This is a genomic window from Cellulosimicrobium cellulans, from assembly GCF_016907755.1.
Lineage (GTDB): Bacteria > Actinomycetota > Actinomycetes > Actinomycetales > Cellulomonadaceae > Cellulosimicrobium > Cellulosimicrobium cellulans_D.
In genome coordinates this window covers 3,243,421-3,260,330 of the sequence record NZ_JAFBCN010000001.1, presented here as the reverse complement: position 1 = coordinate 3,260,330, position 16,910 = coordinate 3,243,421, and the positions used below count along the sequence as shown (strand labels likewise).

Here is a 16,910-nt window from a genome sequence, read left to right as displayed (position 1 = left end):
GATTGCGCAATCCATCAAACCATGTCCGGCGGCACCCCGTCGCCCCGCGCGGGATAGCCTGCCGCCATGACCGTCGCGCCCGATCCGAGCACCGAGACGAGCACCGCGACGACGAGCGCCGACCCCTCGTCCGCCGTCCCCGTGGCCGACGACGCCGCGCGCCCGACGCTCGGCCGTGTCGTGCGGACGCTGGACGAGCTGTACCCGCCGTCGACCGCCGAGGCGTGGGACGCCGTCGGGCTCGTGGCCGGGGACCCGGGCGCTCCCGTGCGCCGGGTGCTGTTCGCCGTCGACCCGGTCGAGGAGGTCGCCGACGAGGCGCTCGCCTGGGGCGCGGACCTGCTGGTCACGCACCACCCCCTGTTCCTGCGGCCCGTGCACTCGGTCGCCGCGACGACGTTCAAGGGCTCGCTCGTGCACCGGCTCATCCGGGGCGGCTGCGGCCTGTACGTCGCGCACACGAACGCCGACGCGGCGGAGCGCGGTGTCGCCGACGCGCTCGCGGACGCCCTCGACCTGCTGCACCGCGTGCCGCTCGTCGCCCACCCGGCGCCGTCTCCGCACGAGGCGGCGTCGACCGGTACGGGCCGGGTCGGGCGCCTCGCGGAGCCGACGACGCTGCGCGGCTTCGCGCAGCGCGTCGCCCAGGTGCTCCCGCCCACGGTCCAGGGTGTGCGCGTCGCGGGCGACCTCGACGCACCCGTGGAGTCCGTCGCCGTCGTCGGCGGGTCGGGCGACTCGCTGTTCGACGCCGTCCGTGCGAGCGGCGCCGACGTCTACCTCACGTCGGACCTGCGGCACCACCCGGTCTCCGAGCTGCGCGAGCGCGCGCGGCTCGAAGGCGGTGGAGAGGCGGGGACACCGTTCCTCGTCGACGTGCCGCACTACGCCTCCGAGTGGCCGTGGCTCCGTTACGCTGCCGAGGACCTGGCTCGCGTCCTCGCGCGCGCGCAGCCCGGGACGGTCGTCGAGACGCGCGTGAGCACGCTCGTCACGGACCCGTGGACCGCACGGATCGCGTCCGTGCCGGCCGACTCACCCGCCGATCCGCGAGCCGACCCGCACGCCTGACTCCCCGACCCCGCACGCCGGCCCCGCACAGGGCCCACGAAAGGAACCACCTGTGGCCACCGCACCGCCCGCCGACCAGCTCCGCCTGCTCGACGTCCAGGAGCTCGACACGCGGGCGCAGCAGCTCGCGCACCAGCGCAAGAACCTGCCCGAGCACGCGCGCATCGCCGAGCTCGACGCCCAGATGGCGGACCTGCGGGGCAAGCTCGTCGAGTCCCGCACCGCGGTGAGCGACCTCAAGCGCGAGCTCACCAAGGCCGAGACCGACGTCGAGCAGGTGCGCACGCGCGCGACGCGCGACCAGTCGCGGCTCGACTCGGGGCAGGTCGGGGCCAAGGACGCGCAGGCGCTCGTCGCGGAGCTCGAGTCCCTCGCGCGGCGCCAGGGCGTGCTGGAGGAGGTCGAGCTGGACGTCATGGAGCGGCTCGAGGCGCACGAGGAGGCGCTCGCCAAGCTGGAGTCCGCGAACGCCGAGCTGGAGGCCGCGAAGGCCGAGGTCGTGGCCGCTCGGGACGCGCGCTACGCCGAGCTCGACGCCGAGGCCGGCCAGGTCGCGGGCAAGCGCACCGACGCCGTCGCGGGCCTCGACGCCGGGCTCCTCGCCCTCTACGAACGCGTGCGCGACCAGAACGGCGGCCGGGGCGTCGTCGCCCTGCGCGGCCAGCACGTGGCCGGGCTCAACGTCTCCCTGAGCCCGGCCGAGCTCGCAGCGATCACGTCCGCCGCGCCCGACCAGGTGGTGCGCCTCGAGGACTACGGCCACATCGTCGTGCGGCCGGAGGGCGCCGGCGCGTGAGCGCGGACGGTCGACGGCACCTCGTCGTCGAGGCCGACGGCGGGTCCCGGGGGAACCCCGGACCCGCGGGCTTCGGCGCGCTCGTGCGCGACGGCGCGAGCGGGCAGGTCCTCGCCGAGCGCGCCGCGTTCCTCGGGACGACGACGAACAACGTCGCCGAGTACTCCGGCCTCGTCGCGGGGCTGCGCGCCGCCGCGGAGATCGACCCGGACGCCCGGGTGACCGTGCGGATGGACTCGCGGCTCGTCGTCGAGCAGATGTCGGGGCGCTGGCAGATCAAGCACGACGACATGCGCCGCCTCGCCGCCGAGGCCGCCGCGGTGCTGCCGGCGGGCCAGGTCGCGTACGAGTGGGTGCCGCGCGCGCAGAACTCCGCGGCGGACGCCCTCGCGAACGAGGCGATGGACACGGCGGGCACGGTCGTGCGCGACTACCCGGCGGGCGCTGCGCCGGGTGACCCCGACCGCGATCCGGGTCTCGACGCGGCCGAGGCGTCCACCGACGTCCCGGGCGAGTCGGCCGCGTTCGACACCCCCGCCCGCCCGTCCGGCGCCGCGGTCCGGTTCGACGACGCGCCCGCGCTCACGGTCGTGCTGGTGCGCCACGGGCAGACGCCGCTCACGGTCGCGGGTGCGTTCAGCGGGTCGTCGGTCCCCGGCCCGTCGCTGACGGCGCGCGGCCGCACGCAGGCCGCGCAGGCGGCCGACCTGGTGTTCCGGATCGGCCGCCAGGCGTGGCCCGACCTGCCGCGGCCGTCCGCGATCGTCGCCTCGCCCATGGTGCGCGCGCAGGAGACCGCGCGAGCGGTCGGCCGCCGGCTCGGCGTCCACGTCACGACGGACGACCGGTTCGCCGAGGTCGACTTCGGGGAGTGGGAGGGGCTCACGGCCGCGGAGGTCGACGCCGCGTGGCCGGGCCGCCTGCACGCCTGGCACACGACCGGCACGACCGCGGCCCCGGGCGGCGAGTCGTACGCCGACGTCGGCGCGCGCGTCTGGCACGGGCTCCAGGACCTCGTCGACACGCTCCTGCCGGGTGCGGGTGCGGGTGCGGGTGCGGGGGCGGCGGGCCGGACGGCGGTCGTCGTGGGCCACGCGGTGCAGGTGCGCGCCGCGATCGGCACGGCGATCGGCGCGCCGCCGTCGCAGTGGTCGCGCGTGCGGGTGCCGCCGGCGTCGGTGAGCATCCTGCGCCTGTGGGCCGACGGCACGAGCGAGCTCACCGCCCAGGGCGTCCCGAGCGACCTCTGACGTCCGTCCTCCGCCAGATAGAGCCTCCGGTCGCGAGGTAGAGCTCCGCGCGTTCTACCCCGAGGCGGCGGGTTCTACCTCGCCGTCGGAGTCTGACGTCGATCGGGCGGGTCACACTTTCCGGGGCTTCTTCGCCTTGGCGGGTTCCGTGAGGGCGTGCTCGACGGCCGTCGCGACCCACGCGTCGAGCTCGTCCGGGTCGGCGACCCGCGCGCCCTCGACGAGGATCATCCCCGTCATCGGGCGACCGCCCATCTCCATGACCGTTCCGCCGCGTTCGAGCGCCGCGCCCGTGCCGTCCTTGCCGACCCGCACCATGAGGTCGTCCCGGGTGACGCCGAGCGCCAGGTGCGTGTTGACGAGGAACGCGATGCCGCCGAACATCCTCCGCTCGTCGAACGGGGCGCGCGGCCCCAAGGCGCCGCGGATCCGCTCGGCGAGGTCCTCGCTGTAGACCATGGGTCCACTGTGGACCTCGCCGCGCCGGGCCGCAGTGCGTGCGAGCCCAGGGTTCCGTCGATCGCTCGGCCGATCGCTCAGGCGATGACGAGCTCGAGCGTGCGCGGCCCGTTCCGGGTGGTCGCGTCGTGGAGCGTCGTCTCCAGGAGGCGATAGCTCAGGCCCGAGCCCACCTCGGTGCCGATCACCGTGCCGACGAGCTCGCCCGCGGCGTCGAGCAGCTCGGCGGCCGACGACGGCGACGCCGCGGCCCGGCGCAGCAGGTGCCCGGCGAGCACGCCGCGCGTGTGCTTGGCGTTGTGCGAGACGACGGTGCGCTTCCCGGCGTGCTCGCGCACCACCCGCACCGCGACCCAGTCGGCCGAACGTGGCCCGGAGGTCGAGGGCTTCCACGCGCCCACGTACGTCGCGGACCGGCAGTCGACGACGACGTCGCCCGCCGCGCGCTCGTCGAGCACGGGGGCGAGGTGCGGGCGCCACGCGGTCGCGAGCTTCCCGACGCCGGGCAGGTCGACCGCCATGGAGAGCCGGTACGCCGGGACGCGGTCGGCGGGGGAGAGTGCGCCCCACAGCGCCGACACGACGCGGACGTCCTCGCGCGTCCGCCGCGCGGCCTCGCCGCCCGACGCGAGCGCGCCCGCGAGGTCGGCCGCACCGTAGAGCACGCCCGTGTAGACGTCGGCGGCGGTACCCGCCGGTGCCGTCCGCAGGGACGCGTTGCGGCGCACCTCGTCGGCGAGCCCCGGCGTCGTGCCGAGGACGTCGTGCGCGTCCGGGCGCGCGCTCGCGGCCGCGAGCGCGTCGAGCACCTGCGCGCGGTGCGCGGTGAGGGCGGGAGAGGTGAGCGCGGCGAGGTCGACCGGCGTGGCGCCGTCGGGCGCGGGAGTCTTGCCCTCGGACGGGGGGAGCAGCACGAGCACGCGGCCACTCTACGAGCGGACGCCGCGTCGTCGCGGCGCGTGACCAGGGACGACGGCGTGGGGTGCGTCACGGCTACGCTCGCCCGATGGCCCAGGTGAAGATCTACGGACGGCGCAGCGTGTGGGGCGAGCGGCGGGCGGAGGTGTCCGACGCACTGCACGACGCGCTCGTGCGCACGTGGCAGCTCCCGCCGGACAAGCGGTTCCACCGCTTCCTGCTCCTGGACGACGACGACCTGGTCGCCCCCCGCTCGGACGCGTACCTCGTCGTCGAGGTCGTGTGCTTCACGGGCCGCACGCGCGAGGCCAAGCGGGCGCTGATCGCGGCACTGTACGACGACGTCGTGCCCGCCCTCGGCCTGACCCCGGACGACGTGGAGCTCGTGATCCTGGAGAGCCCGCGCGAGAACTGGGGCATCCGCGGGGTCAGCGGCGACGAGCTCGCGCTGTCGTACCGCGTCGACGTCTGACGCCGGTCCCGGGTCTTGCCCCGCCGCAGGCGACGGGGGACGGCCCCGAGCCCGGGGTGCGCCGGCTCATCCCGCCTCGGCGACGACCGCCAGCACCGCGTCGCCGTACCGGGCCAGCTTGTTCTCGCCGACGCCGCTCACCAGCGCGAGCCCGTCGAGCGAGGCGGGCCGAGCGGTCGCGATCCCGCGGAGCGTCGCGTCCCCGAACACGATGTACGCGGGCACGCCCTGGGTCTTCGCCTCGCCCGCCCGCCAGGCGCGCAGCGCCTCGAAGAGCGGGACGTCGGCCTCGGCGAGCTCGGCGCCAGCGGCCGCCTTCCGTACCTTCGTCGCGCGCACCGGACGCGCCGGCTCGTGCCGCATCCGGACCTCGCGTCGCTGGGCCAGGACCTCCCCGCTCCCCGCGGTGAGCACGAGCGTCCCGTGCACGCCCTCGACCGTGAGCAGCCCCTGGGCGAGCAGCTGACGCACCACGGCTCGCCACTCGTGCTCGGACAGGTCCTTCCCGACCCCGAACACCGACAGCTCCTGGTGCCGGAACCGTCGGACCTTCTCCGTGTCCCGGCCGAGGAGGATGTCGACGACCTGCCCGACGCCGAAGCTCTGCCCGCGCTCGCGGTCCAGACGGAACACCGTCGAGAGCACCTTCTGCGCGGCGACCGTCCCGTCCCAGGCCTCGGGCGGGGCCTGACACGTGTCGCACGACCCGCAGCCCCCGGGGTGGTCCTGGCCGAAGTAGGCGAGGAGCTGGGCGCGGCGGCACTCGACGGTCTCGCAGAGGGCGAGCATCGCGTTCAGGTGCTGGCCCAGGTTGCGCCTGTGCGCGGCATCACCATCGGACGTCGCGATCAGCTTGCGCTGCTGCACGACGTCGGCGAGGCCGTAGGCCAGCCAGGCGGTGGACGGCAGCCCGTCACGCCCGGCGCGCCCCGTCTCCTGGTAGTACCCCTCGACGGACTTGGGCAGGTCGAGGTGCGCGACGAACCGGACGTCGGGCTTGTCGATGCCCATGCCGAAGGCGATCGTCGCCACCATGACCAGGCCGTCCTCGCGCAGGAACCGGGACTGGTTCGCGGCGCGCACCGACGCGGGGAGCCCCGCGTGGTAGGGCAGCGCCTGGATCCCGTTCTCGACGAGCGTCGCGGCGGTCTTCTCCACCGACGCGCGCGAGAGGCAGTAGACGATCCCCGCCTCCCCGGCGTGCTCGGTGCGCAGCAGCTCGAGCAGCTGCTTCTCCGGCCGGTCCTTGGGCACGATCCGGTAGGTGATGTTGGGCCGGTCGAAGCTCGAGACGAAGTGCCGCGCGCCCTCCAGGTCGAGGCGCTGGGCGATCTCGGCCCGCGTGGCCGCCGTCGCCGTCGCCGTCAGCGCGATGCGCGGGACGGACGGCCAGCGCTGGTGCAGCACCGACAGCTCGAGGTAGTCGGGCCGGAAGTCGTGGCCCCACTGGGACACGCAGTGCGCCTCGTCGATCGCGAAGAGCGCGATCTGCGTCCTGTCGAGCAGGTCGAGGGTGGCGCGGCTCCGGAGCCCCTCCGGTGCCACGTAGAGCAGGTCGAGCTCACCCGCCACGAGCGCGCGCTCCACGGCGCGGCGGTCCTCGACGGACAACGTGGAGTTGAGGAACGCCGCGCGGACGCCGAGCGCCGCGAGGGCGTCCACCTGGTCCTGCATGAGGGCGATGAGCGGTGACACCACGACGCCGGTCCCCGCGCGGACCAGGGCGGGGATCTGGTAGCACAGCGACTTGCCCCCGCCGGTGGGCATGAGGACCAGGGCGTCTCCGCCCCCGACGACGGTGTCGATGATGGCGGCCTGCTCGCCCCGGAACGCGTCGTACCCGAAGACCCGCCGGAGCACGTCGAGCGCGGTGTTCGTCGCAGTGTCGGTCGCAGTCGTTGTGGCCACCCGGGCACCCTACCGACGAGGACCGACACGGCGGCCCGGCGCGTCCGTCCGGCGCGCCGAGGCGCACGTCAGGGGCGGCGGAGCTCGGCGGGCAGGTCGTCCCGGTGGCGGACGGCGAGCGACGTCACCGCGCGGGTCAGGCAGACGTACAGTCGCCGCAGGCCAGTGACCCGGTCGGGCTCGCCCCGGACGACGCCCTCCGGGTCGTCCAGCACGACGTGGTCGAACTCGAGCCCCTTCGCGAGCGACGCGGGCACGAGGTCGAGGCGCGCGTCGAACTCGACCGTGCCCGCGTCGTCCGACCCCTCGCCGACGACCGCGAAGGGGAGGCCGGCCTGGGTGAGCGCCCTGCGCGCGGCCTCCGCGCCGCCGTCGGGCACGATGAGCCCGACCGAGCCCTCGCGGCCGAGCGCCGTGCGGACCAGGTCCACCAGCGGGCCCGTGGTGAGGACCAGCTCGCCCCGGGCGCGACGGACGGCGACCGGCGGGTCGAGGTCCGGCGCGATCGAGGGCAGCAGGCGGGCCGCGTACTCGATGACGTCGCCGGGGACGCGGAAGCCGGCGGTGAGCTGCTCCACGTGGCCGTCGGGCTTGCCGAGGTGCGTCAGCGCGTCGGTCCACGAGGAGACTCCCCACGGCGTGGTCGCCTGGGCCAGGTCGCCCAGCACCGTCAGCGAGCCGGTGCGCGCCCGGCGCCCGAGAGCGCGCAGCATCATGGGCGACAGGTCCTGCGCCTCGTCCACCACGACGTGCGCGACCGACGCGCCGCGGGCCAGCAGGTCGGCGACCTCGTCGAGCAGGACGAGGTCGGCCAGCGTCCAGCGGGCCGTGCCCGGCGTGCGGGACGGTCGGGCCGGGCGCAGCAGCTCCTGCTCGGCCGTGGTGAGCACGCCGTCGGCGCTCGCGGCGAGGAACGCGGGGTCGACGAGGAGCCGGTGCAGAAGCGCCGGCGGCGTGACCTTCGGCCACACCGCCGCGGTGTAGTCCCGGACAGGCCGGGTGCGCGCGAGCGCGTCCCAGGCCCGCTCGTCGAGCGCCTCGCCGGACTCCTCGATCTGCACGAGGATCCGGTGCGCGAGCGCGTGGCGCAGGTGGTCGCGGCCGGCGTCGAAGCGCGGCTCCCGGCCGACCACCTGGGCCACGGCCTCGCGTGCCTCGTGCGCGGCGACGCGCCAGCGGCGCGCACCGCGCGGCAGCACCAGCGCCTCGGACGGCTCGACGAGGTGCGACCACACGGCGCGTCGGAGCACCTCGGCCATGCGGACGTCGCCCTTGAGCCGGGCGACGTCCGCGGGCTCCGTCCCGCGCAGGCGGCCGTGCGCCGTGACGATCTCCTCGACGGTGGTCTGGGTCGCGTCGACCTCGCCGAGGGCGGGCAGGACGTCGCGGATGTACCGCAGGAAGCTCGCGTTGGGCCCCACGACGGTCATGCCGGCACGGCTCACCCGCTCCCGGTGGGAGTACAGCAGGTACGCGGCACGGTGCAGCCCGACGGCGGTCTTGCCGGTGCCGGGCGCCCCCTGCACGACGACGGTCCGGTCGAGCCCGCTGCGCACGATGACGTCCTGCTCGGGCTGGATGGTGGCGACGATGTCGCGCATCGGCCCGGTACGGGGTCGCTCGATCTCGGCCTCGAGGATCGCGGAGGACTCCGCACCGGGACCCGGGGCGGTGAGCGACTCGTCCTCGAATCCGGTGAGGGCACCGCGCTGGAAGCCGTAGCGGCGGCGGGCGGCGACGCCCATCGGCTCGGTGCGGGTGGCCCGGTAGAAGGGCGTGCTCACCGGGGCGCGCCAGTCGACGACGAGCGGGTCGCCCTCGGGGTCGGAGACGTGACGACGCCCGATGTGGAAGACCTCGGCGGGCTCGTGGTCCACGGCGTCGAGGTCGATGCGTCCGAAGAAGAGCGGGACCTCCGGGTCGTCGGCGAGCTGGGCGAGCCGGCGGGCGAGCGCCGCCTCGAGGTACTCGGCGCTGACCCGGTCCCCGGCGAGGGCGTGGAGCGACCCGGCCCGCTCGCGCATGCGGGCGAGCTGCGTGCGGGCGGCGGCCAGGAACTCCTGCTCCCGCGCGAGCTCGCCCGAGGCGTCCCCGGCAGGTGCGCCGGTCGGTGCGTCGGGGCCGGACGGTACGGCGGGGGCGGGCACGTCAGACCTCCGGGATCCGGGTGTGAGGGGGGCGGGCCATCCTACGGGGCCGCCGCCCCCTCAGGTGGGCCGGTCGCTGGTTCGACGATCCGCCCGGGACCGGTAATCTTGCCGGTGCGGACGAGTCGGTCGGACGGTCGCGTCGAGGGGCCTCGTGCTCCTCGCCGAGGAACGTCCGGGCTCCGAAGGGCAAGGTGGTGGGTAACGCCCACCCGGGGTGACCCGCGGGACAGTGCCACAGAGAACAGACCGCCACGTCAGGACGGGCTTCGGCCCTGCCCGGCGCGGTAAGGGTGAAACGGTGGTGTAAGAGACCACCAGCGGGCCGGGTGACCGGCCCGGCTCGGTAAACCCCACCTGGAGCAAGGTCAGACAGACTGTGTCTGAGGGCTGCCCGCCCGATTCTCCACGGAGAAGCACAGTCGGGTAGACCGCTCGAGCCCTGCGGCGACGCAGGGCCTAGATGGATGACCGTCGCCCGCGCGAGGGTGACCTCGCGCGGGAACAGAACCCGGCGTACAGACCGGCTCGTCCGCCCGCCTCCCGGCACGACCGGGACGACGGCACTCCGTCCTACTCGTGCCGAGGAGCACCATGTCCCACCACGACGCGCACACGCCCCCGCTCGCCTACGTCATCGCGGGGTCGGAGGCCACCGGCGGTGCCGGGATCCAGGCCGACCTCAAGACGTTCCAGGAGCTCGGTGCGTACGGCGTCGGCACGCTCACGTGCATCGTCTCGTTCGACCCGAAGAACGACTGGGGCCACCGGTTCGTCCCGGTCGACCCTCAGGTGATCGCCGACCAGTTCGAGGCGGCGACGGTCACGCACGAGCCGTCGGTCGTGAAGATCGGCATGCTCGGCACGCCTGCGACGATCGACGTCGTCGCGGAGTCGCTGCGCTCTCGCACGTGGGAGCACGTGGTGCTCGACCCGGTGCTCATCTGCAAGGGCCAGGAGCCGGGCGCGGCGCTCGACACCGACACCGCGCTGCGCGCGCAGGTCCTCCCGCTCGCGACCGTCGTCACGCCCAACCTCTTCGAGACGCGCACGCTCGCGGGCGTCGAGTCGATCGAGACGGTCGAGGAGCTCGTCGACGCGGCGCGCAAGGTCCAGGCGCTCGGCCCGCGCGCCGTCGTCGCGAAGGGTGGCGTCGAGCTGCCCGGCCCGGACGCGGTCGACGTGCTGGTCGACGGCGACGAGGTGCACGTGCTGCGCACGCCGAAGATCGGCGAGGAGCGCGTGAGCGGAGCGGGCTGCACGTTCGCCGCCGCGATCACCGCCGAGCTCGCCAAGGGCGCCTCGGTGCTCGACGCCGCGCGCGTCGCCAAGGACGTCGTCACCGCCTCGATCGAGGACCGCGTGACGTCGAACGCGCCGTTCGACGCGGTGCGCGTCGGCGCGCGCCGCTGACGGCGACCGGTCCGGGGTCGCGGGCTGCGACCCCCTGCCGACCGGTGCTCGACCGACGATCACCCCTCGGACGCCTTCACGTCCCCTGACGGTCAAGGAATACTCTCGTCACCGTGAACGACCTCTCCCCTTCGGAACTGTCCCCGTCGCCGGGTGCTGCCGACGGCCCTGACCGGGCCGCCGCCGACGTCTCCGACGACACCGGGCACGCAGGGCGCGGCCTCGCCCGCCACGACGTGCCCGCCCCGCTGCGCGACGACGTCCGCCTGCTCGGCGGTCTGCTCGGCACCGTGCTCCGCGAGACGGGCGGCCAGGACCTGCTCGACGACGTCGAGCGCCTGCGCGAGCTGTCCATCCGCGCGTACGACGACCCGTCCGGCACGGTGCTCGCCGAGGCGGAGACCCTCGTCGAGGGCCTCTCCATGGCGCGCGCCGAGCAGGTCGCCCGGGCCTTCACGTGCTACTTCCACCTCGCGAACCTCGCGGAGGAGTACCACCGCGTGCGCGTCCTGCGCGAGCGCGAGGCCGAGTTCGCGACCCGCGCGACGACGCCCGACGACTCCCTCCCGGAGGCGTTCGAGCAGCTCGTCGGCGAGGTGGGCCGTGAGGAGGCGCTGCGCCGGCTGCGTCGCCTCGAGTTCCGCCCGGTGCTCACGGCGCACCCGACCGAGGCCCGCCGTCGTGCGGTGTCCGGCGCGGTGCGCCGCATCGCGACCCTGCTCGACGAGCGGGACGCGCAGCGCCTCGGCGGCACGTCGCTCGCGGAGAACGAGCGCCGCCTGCTCGCCGAGATCGACACGATGTGGCGCACCGCGCCGATCCGCGAGCACAAGCCGTCCGTCCTCGACGAGGTGAAGACGGCGCTCGGCGTGTTCGACGCGACGATGTTCGACACGTTCCCCACGGTCTACCGGCGCCTGGACGACTGGCTCCTCGGCGACGAGGCGGGGCGCGAGGAGCCGCTCGTGCGGCCGTTCGTCAGCCTCGGCACGTGGATCGGCGGCGACCGTGACGGCAACCCGAACGTCACGGCCGAGGTCACGCGCCAGGCGGCCGCGATCGCGGCGGACCACGCGTTCGCCGCGCTCGAGCAGCAGACGCGCCTCGTCGGGCGCAAGCTCACGCTCGACCAGGACGGCACGCCGCCGTCGGACGGGCTGCGGGCGCTCTGGGAGCGGCAGCGCCGCCTCTCGGAGGCCGTGACGGCCGCCGCGTCGGCGGCGTCCCCGGGCGAGCCGCACCGTGCGGTCCTGCTCGTCGTGGCGGACCGGATCGCCGCGACGCGCGCCCGCAACGCGGACCTCGCGTACGCGACCGCGGAGCAGCTCGAGTCCGACCTGCGCGTCGTCCAGGAGTCGCTCGTCGCGGCGGGCGCGCCCCGCGCGGCCTACGGGGACCTGCAGCAGCTCGTCTGGCAGGTGGAGACGTTCGGCTTCCACCTCGCGGAGCTCGAGGTGCGTCAGCACTCGCAGGTCCACGAGGCCGCGCTCGCGGAGATCGCGGAGAAGGGCCTGCGGGGCGACCTGTCCGACCGCACGCGCGAGGTGCTCGACACCTTCCGCGCTCTCGGCGCGGTCCAGGAGCGCTACGGCGTCCGCGCCGCGCGCCGCTACATCGTGTCCTTCACGCAGAAGCCCGAGCACCTCGCGGCGGTGTACCAGCTCGCGGAGCTCGCGTTCGAGGGCGCCGACGAGGTGCCGGTCGTCGACGCGATCCCGCTGTTCGAGACCTTCGCGGACCTCCGGGCGAGCGTCGACATCCTCGAGTCGATGCTCACGCTTCCCCAGGTGCAGCGCCGGCTCGCCGAGAACGGGCGCCGCGTCGAGGTCATGCTCGGCTACTCGGACTCGTCGAAGGACGTCGGTCCGGTCTCGGCGACGCTCGCGCTGCACGACGCGCAGAGCCGCATCGCGCAGTGGGCCGAGCGGCACGACATCACGCTGACGCTGTTCCACGGCCGTGGCGGTGCGCTCGGTCGCGGGGGCGGTCCGGCGAACCGTGCGGTGCTCGCCCAGCCGCCGGGCTCGGTCGACGGCCGGTTCAAGCTCACGGAGCAGGGCGAGGTCATCCTCGCGCGCTACGGCGACCCGACCATCGCGTCGCGCCACATCGAGCAGGTCGCCGCGGCGACCCTGCTGGCGTCGGCGCCGTCGACGGAGAAGCGCAACGCCGAGGCGACCGAGCGGTACCGCGACCTGGCCGCGGCGCTCGACGTGTCGTCGCGCCGCCGGTTCCACGAGCTCGTGCGCGCGGACGGCTTCCCGCAGTGGTTCGCCGAGGTGACGCCGCTCGAGGAGGTGGGCCTGCTGCCCATCGGCTCGCGTCCGGCACGCCGCGGCCTGTCCGTCTCCTCGCTCGACGACCTGCGGGCCATCCCGTGGGTGTTCTCGTGGTCGCAGGCCCGCATCAACCTCGCGGGCTGGTACGGGCTCGGGACGGCGTTGAAGGAGTTCGGCGACCTCGACCTGCTGCGCGAGGCGCACCGCGAGTGGCCGCTGTTCGCGACGCTCCTCGACAACGTCGAGATGTCGCTCGCCAAGACGGACGAGCGCATCGCGGAGCGGTACCTCGCGCTCGGCGAGCGCGACGACCTCGCGCAGGCGATCCTCGACGAGCTGCGGCTCACGCGCGAGCAGGTCCTCGCCGTCACGGAGAACGCCTGGCCTCTCGCCGGGCGCCGCGTCCTGGGCCGCGCGGTCCAGCTCCGCAGCCCGTACGTCGACGCGCTCTCGCTGCTCCAGGTGCGTGCCCTGCGCGGCCTCCGCTCGGGCGCGGAAGGGCCGGTCAAGGACGAGCTGCAGCACCTCCTGCTGCTCACCGTGAACGGCGTCGCCGCCGGCCTGCAGAACACGGGCTGACCCCGCAGCGCCCACGCGCACGACGGCCGCCACGCCGACCCGGCTCAGGGTCGAGTGGCGGCCGTCGCCGTCTGGACACCCGTCCAACTGTTGAATGAATCCTCAACGATCGCTCCGGTGAACGATATCGACGGCCTCCAGGGTAAAGCCTTCGCCAGAGGCCTACCTGCCCGCGGCATCCGTGGGGTACGCTAGCGACGACCGATCACGCCGGAGCCTCGTTGTCGCCCGACGACGTACGACATCAGGTAACGACCGATCGGAGCGTCAGGCAGGAGGCGCGGTACTCGTCGGGGTGGGCGAGGCAGGGCGGGACGAAGGGCGGGGCAGTGTTGGTGCAGGAGCTGGAGCGGAACGACGCCGAGGCGGGGACGGGCGGCATCCGGCTGCTCGAGGAGCCCGAGGCGAGCGTCGTGGACATGTGGGGCGAGATCGACGTCGCCCTCCGCAGCGAGGCGAGCGCCGCGCTCGCGAACGCGCTCGAACGGGACGTCCCCGTGGTGATCGACACGTCCAAGGTGACGTTCATGGACTCCACGGGCATCGCGTTCCTCGTGCAGTTCTACACGATCGGCTCCGAGGAGGGGCTGTCCGTCACGCTGCGCAACCCGCCGACGGTCGTGACCGACGTCCTCGAGATGCTCGGCGTCATCGACATCTTCGGCACGGAGCGCCACGAGGTCACGACGAGCTGACTCCGGTCAGCGCGCGTCCGCCGCGAGCGACGCCGCACCGACGATGCCTGCCGCGTTGCGGAGCTGGGCCGGGACGATCGGTGCCCGGAGGTGGAGCAAGGGCAGGAAGTGCTCGTGCTTCTTGCTCACGCCCCCGCCCACGACGATGAGGTCGGGCGAGAACAGGTCCTCCACGACGCCGAAGTAGCGCTGCAGCCGCTCGGCCCACTGCGCCCAGTCCAGGTCCTCCCGGTCGCGTGCGGCGTCGGAGGCGCGCGTCTCGGCGTCGTACCCGTCGATCTCGAGGTGACCGAGCTCCGTGTTCGGGAGCAGGTGCCCGTCGACGACGATGGCGCTGCCGATCCCGGTGCCGAGCGTCGCGACGAGCACGACCCCGTCCGCGTCGCGTGCCGCGCCGTACCGCACCTCGCCGACCCCGGCGGCGTCCGCGTCGTTGACCGCGACGACGTGGCGCCCGGTCTCGCGCGCGACGAGCGCGGGCAGGTCGACCCCGGTCCACGACTGGTCGAGGTTCGCGATGAAGCGCACGACGCCGTGCTGCAGCGGCGCAGGGAACGCGACGCCGATCGGCACGTCCTGCGGGAGGTCGTACTCGCCGACGAGCTCGGCGATCACCTCGGCGACGGCCTGCGGGGTCGAGGGCTGGGGCGTCGGGATGCGGTGGCGCTCCTGCGCGAACTCGCCGGTGGTGAGGTCGACCGGCGCGCCCTTGATGCCGCTGCCGCCGATGTCGATGCCGAAGGCGGTGCGGGGAGCGGAGTGAGAGTCCTGGTGGGCGTTCATGGCAGTGTGAGGATCTCCGCTCCGTCGTCGGTCACCAGCAGCGTGTGCTCGAACTGCGCGGTCCGCGAGGCGTCCGCGGTGACTACCGTCCACCCGTCGTCCCACATCCGCCACTCGGACGTCCCGAGCGTGAGCATCGGCTCGATCGTGAAGACCATCCCGGGCTCGATGACGGTCGCGTGGTCCGGCGCGGCGTCGTAGTGCGGCACGACGAGGCCCGAGTGGAACGCACGCCCGACGCCGTGCCCCGTGTACTCGCGCACGACCCCGTACCCGAACCGGGCCGCGTAGCGCTCGATGACGCGCCCGACCACGTTGATCTGGCGTCCCGGCGCGACGGCCTTGATGCCGCGGGCCAGGGCCTCGCGCGTGCGCTCGACGAGCAGCGCAGAGTCCTCGTCGACCGCGCCGACGGTGAAGGTCGCGTTGGTGTCGCCGTGCACGCCGCCGACGTACGCGGTGATGTCGACGTTGACGATGTCGCCCTCGACGAGCTCCGTCGAGTCCGGGATGCCGTGGCACACGACCTCGTTGAGCGACGTGCACAGCGACTTGGGGAACCCGCGGTACCCCAGGGTCGACGGGTAGGCGCCGTGGTCCAGGACGAACTCGTGCCCGACGCGGTCGAGCTCGTCGGTCGTGACGCCCGGGGCGACGTGGCGTCCCACCTCGACGAGAGCCTGGGCGGCGATCCGCGACGCCACGCGGATGCGGTCGACCGTCTCGGGGTCGTTGACCTCGCTGCCCGTGAACGGCCGCGGTCCCGGCCGCCCGACGTACTCGGGTCGTTCGATCGAGGCGGGCACCGTGCGCAGCGGTCCGACGACGCCCGGGACGAGCGGTCCACGCCGGTCCGGACCGGGGGGCGCGACGGCGTCGGGCGAGGTGGGGGACGGGGTGGGGCTCATGGCGGCCAGTCTACGAAGGTGCGCGGGGCGCGGACGGACAGGCGGCCCGGGATGGGGGAGGATCGGAACATGAGCACCGGATCACGCTTCAGCGACGACGGCGAGCCCGCGACCGAGGACCAGTTCTACTTCGACACCCGCACGGGTGAGGTGCACCGCGGACCGAGCGGCTCGTGGACGCACCGCATGGGGCCGTACCCGACGCGCGAGGCTGCGGAGAAGGCCCTCGAGACCGCCCGTGAGCGGTCCGACGCCTGGGACGAGGAAGAGCGCCGCGAGCGCGGCGAGTGACCCACGGCCCACCACCCGGCCCGCGGCGCGCATGGTCGGGGCGCCTCGGCCTGCTCCTCGTGGGGCTCGCCGTCGGCGCGCTGACGTTCCTCGTCGCACTGCAGGTCCGCGCCGTGTCCGGGGGAGACCCGACGACGCTCGCCCCGTCCGGCGACGCCGTCGCCTCGGCCCCCGCACCCGGGCCGACGACCGCGTCCCCGGACCCGACGGTCACGAAGACCGGCCCGCCGCCCCCGCTCGCCGGCCTCACCGTCGCCGTCGACCCCGGGCACAACGGCGCCAACGGGGCGAACCCGCTCACGGTCAACGCGCCCGTCCCCGACGGGCGGGGCGACACCAAGGCCTGCAACACCGTGGGCGCGTCCACGGACGCGGGCTACCCGGAGCACGCGTTCGCGTGGGACGTGAGCAGCCGCCTCGCGGAGGGGCTCACCGAGCTCGGCGCCGTCGTCGTGCTCACGCGCCCCGACGACGCGGGCGTGGGTCCGTGCGTCGACGCGCGGGGCCGCTTCCCCCAGGAGAACGACGCCGACGTCCTCGTCTCGATCCACGCCAACGGGACCGAGGACCGTCGCGCGCACGGATTCTTCGCGATCGTCTCGGACCCGCCCGTGAACGAGGAGCAGGGAGCACCGAGCGTCGCGCTCGCGCACGAGCTCGTGGCGGCGCTGACCGCGGCCGGGTTCGCGCCGTCGTCCTCGGTCACCGCGGACGACGGTCCGATCCAGCGGCGCGCCGACCTCGCGACCCTCAACCACGCCGAACGCCCCGCGGTCATGCTCGAGCTGGGGGAGATGCGCAACCCCGACGAGGCCGCGGTCATGGAGTCCGAGGAGGGCCGCCAGCGCTACGCCGACGCCCTCGCCGCGGGGCTCGCGGCGTGGGTGGGCGACGGCGGTGCGGACGTCGGCTGACGCCGGGGCTCCCCGCCCTCGGACACC

15 protein-coding genes and 1 other RNA gene are annotated in these 16,910 nt (G+C 74.6%); 10 read left to right on the top strand and 6 right to left on the bottom strand.

The genetic code is table 11. The features are described 5' to 3' along the window. Nucleotides 1–66 precede the first annotated feature (66 nt). From JOE63_RS14280 to JOE63_RS14270, 3 genes are read left to right on the top strand one after another with little or no spacing between them, the layout of a single operon-like run. Nucleotides 67–1,071 (top strand): Nif3-like dinuclear metal center hexameric protein, encoded by a 1,005-nt coding sequence (locus JOE63_RS14280; protein WP_204542251.1) that lies wholly within the window; start codon nucleotides 67–69, stop codon nucleotides 1,069–1,071. A 52-nt stretch (nucleotides 1,072–1,123) separates the two neighbouring features. After that, on the top strand, nucleotides 1,124–1,867 hold the full coding sequence (locus JOE63_RS14275) for a zinc ribbon domain-containing protein (protein WP_204542249.1): 744 nt from the start codon (nucleotides 1,124–1,126) through the stop codon (nucleotides 1,865–1,867). After that, nucleotides 1,864–3,117 carry a bifunctional RNase H/acid phosphatase gene (locus JOE63_RS14270; protein WP_204542247.1) on the top strand — a complete coding sequence of 418 codons (1,254 nt, stop codon included), beginning with the start codon at nucleotides 1,864–1,866 and terminating at the stop codon, nucleotides 3,115–3,117. Before JOE63_RS14275 ends, JOE63_RS14270 begins: the two co-directional genes overlap by 4 nt. A 111-nt stretch (nucleotides 3,118–3,228) precedes the next feature. Here the strand turns inward: JOE63_RS14270 and JOE63_RS14265 are convergent, their stop codons facing one another. Together JOE63_RS14265 and JOE63_RS14260 are read right to left on the bottom strand one after the other, a co-directional pair. After that, nucleotides 3,229–3,576, bottom strand: coding sequence for a TfoX/Sxy family protein (locus JOE63_RS14265; RefSeq protein ID WP_204542245.1), 348 nt, complete (start codon nucleotides 3,574–3,576; stop codon nucleotides 3,229–3,231). A gap of 77 nt (nucleotides 3,577–3,653) precedes the next feature. Beyond that, nucleotides 3,654–4,496: a YaaA family protein gene (locus JOE63_RS14260; RefSeq protein WP_204542243.1), complete on the bottom strand. Its 843-nt coding sequence runs from the start codon at nucleotides 4,494–4,496 to the stop codon at nucleotides 3,654–3,656. A gap of 86 nt (nucleotides 4,497–4,582) precedes the next feature. Between JOE63_RS14260 and JOE63_RS14255 the strand changes: the two genes are divergently transcribed. Beyond that, complete coding sequence (locus JOE63_RS14255) at nucleotides 4,583–4,966, top strand: tautomerase family protein (protein WP_204542241.1); 384 nt, start codon at nucleotides 4,583–4,585, stop codon at nucleotides 4,964–4,966. 66 nt (nucleotides 4,967–5,032) lie between these two features. Here JOE63_RS14255 and recQ read toward each other — a convergent pair whose 3' ends face one another. After that, nucleotides 5,033–6,874, bottom strand: coding sequence for a DNA helicase RecQ (gene recQ, locus JOE63_RS14250; protein WP_204542239.1), 1,842 nt, complete (start codon nucleotides 6,872–6,874; stop codon nucleotides 5,033–5,035). Between the two features lie 68 nt (nucleotides 6,875–6,942). After that, entirely contained in the window at nucleotides 6,943–9,021 is a 2,079-nt protein-coding gene (locus JOE63_RS14245) for a HelD family protein (protein ID WP_307840110.1), read from the bottom strand. 121 nt (nucleotides 9,022–9,142) lie between these two features. Here JOE63_RS14245 and rnpB point away from each other — a divergent pair. The 4 genes from rnpB to JOE63_RS14225 all read left to right on the top strand — a co-directional run bounded on the left by rnpB (nucleotide 9,143) and on the right by JOE63_RS14225 (nucleotide 13,987). Continuing rightward, nucleotides 9,143–9,556: RNase P RNA component class A (rnpB, locus tag JOE63_RS14240), an RNA gene on the top strand. A 59-nt stretch (nucleotides 9,557–9,615) separates the two neighbouring features. Next, nucleotides 9,616–10,434 (top strand): bifunctional hydroxymethylpyrimidine kinase/phosphomethylpyrimidine kinase, encoded by an 819-nt coding sequence (gene thiD / locus JOE63_RS14235; RefSeq protein WP_204542237.1) that lies wholly within the window; start codon nucleotides 9,616–9,618, stop codon nucleotides 10,432–10,434. Between the two features lie 236 nt (nucleotides 10,435–10,670). Further along, a complete protein-coding gene (locus JOE63_RS14230; protein WP_204543743.1) occupies nucleotides 10,671–13,292 on the top strand; it encodes a phosphoenolpyruvate carboxylase in 2,622 nt (873 codons plus the stop codon). Between the two features lie 329 nt (nucleotides 13,293–13,621). Continuing rightward, nucleotides 13,622–13,987 (top strand): STAS domain-containing protein, encoded by a 366-nt coding sequence (locus JOE63_RS14225; protein ID WP_244286194.1) that lies wholly within the window; start codon nucleotides 13,622–13,624, stop codon nucleotides 13,985–13,987. A 6-nt stretch (nucleotides 13,988–13,993) separates the two neighbouring features. Here the strand turns inward: JOE63_RS14225 and ppgK are convergent, their stop codons facing one another. Next, nucleotides 13,994–14,770 (bottom strand): polyphosphate--glucose phosphotransferase, encoded by a 777-nt coding sequence (gene ppgK, locus JOE63_RS14220; RefSeq protein WP_087472376.1) that lies wholly within the window; start codon nucleotides 14,768–14,770, stop codon nucleotides 13,994–13,996. Beyond that, a complete protein-coding gene (gene map, locus JOE63_RS14215; protein ID WP_087472375.1) occupies nucleotides 14,767–15,678 on the bottom strand; it encodes a type I methionyl aminopeptidase in 912 nt (303 codons plus the stop codon). The genes ppgK and map overlap by 4 nt, the downstream gene beginning before the upstream one ends. Before the next feature lie 69 nt (nucleotides 15,679–15,747). Between map and JOE63_RS14210 the strand changes: the two genes are divergently transcribed. After that, on the top strand, nucleotides 15,748–15,969 hold the full coding sequence (locus JOE63_RS14210) for a hypothetical protein (RefSeq protein WP_087472374.1): 222 nt from the start codon (nucleotides 15,748–15,750) through the stop codon (nucleotides 15,967–15,969). Continuing rightward, nucleotides 15,966–16,883 (top strand): N-acetylmuramoyl-L-alanine amidase, encoded by a 918-nt coding sequence (locus JOE63_RS14205; RefSeq protein ID WP_204542235.1) that lies wholly within the window; start codon nucleotides 15,966–15,968, stop codon nucleotides 16,881–16,883. Before JOE63_RS14210 ends, JOE63_RS14205 begins: the two co-directional genes overlap by 4 nt. The last annotated feature ends 27 nt before the right edge of the window (nucleotides 16,884–16,910 follow it).

Bases quoted from the DNA above. Each gene is read 5' to 3' on its own strand.
- JOE63_RS14280 (WP_204542251.1), top strand. From the start codon at position 67: ATGACCGTCGCGCCCGATCCGAGCACCGAGACGAGCACCGCGACGACG.
- JOE63_RS14265 (WP_204542245.1), bottom strand. From the start codon at position 3,576: ATGGTCTACAGCGAGGACCTCGCCGAGCGGATCCGCGGCGCCTTGGGG.
- JOE63_RS14255 (WP_204542241.1), top strand. From the start codon at position 4,583: ATGGCCCAGGTGAAGATCTACGGACGGCGCAGCGTGTGGGGCGAGCGG.
- thiD (WP_204542237.1), top strand. From the start codon at position 9,616: ATGTCCCACCACGACGCGCACACGCCCCCGCTCGCCTACGTCATCGCG.
- ppgK (WP_087472376.1), bottom strand. From the start codon at position 14,770: ATGAACGCCCACCAGGACTCTCACTCCGCTCCCCGCACCGCCTTCGGC.
- map (WP_087472375.1), bottom strand. From the start codon at position 15,678: ATGAGCCCCACCCCGTCCCCCACCTCGCCCGACGCCGTCGCGCCCCCC.
- JOE63_RS14210 (WP_087472374.1), top strand. From the start codon at position 15,748: ATGAGCACCGGATCACGCTTCAGCGACGACGGCGAGCCCGCGACCGAG.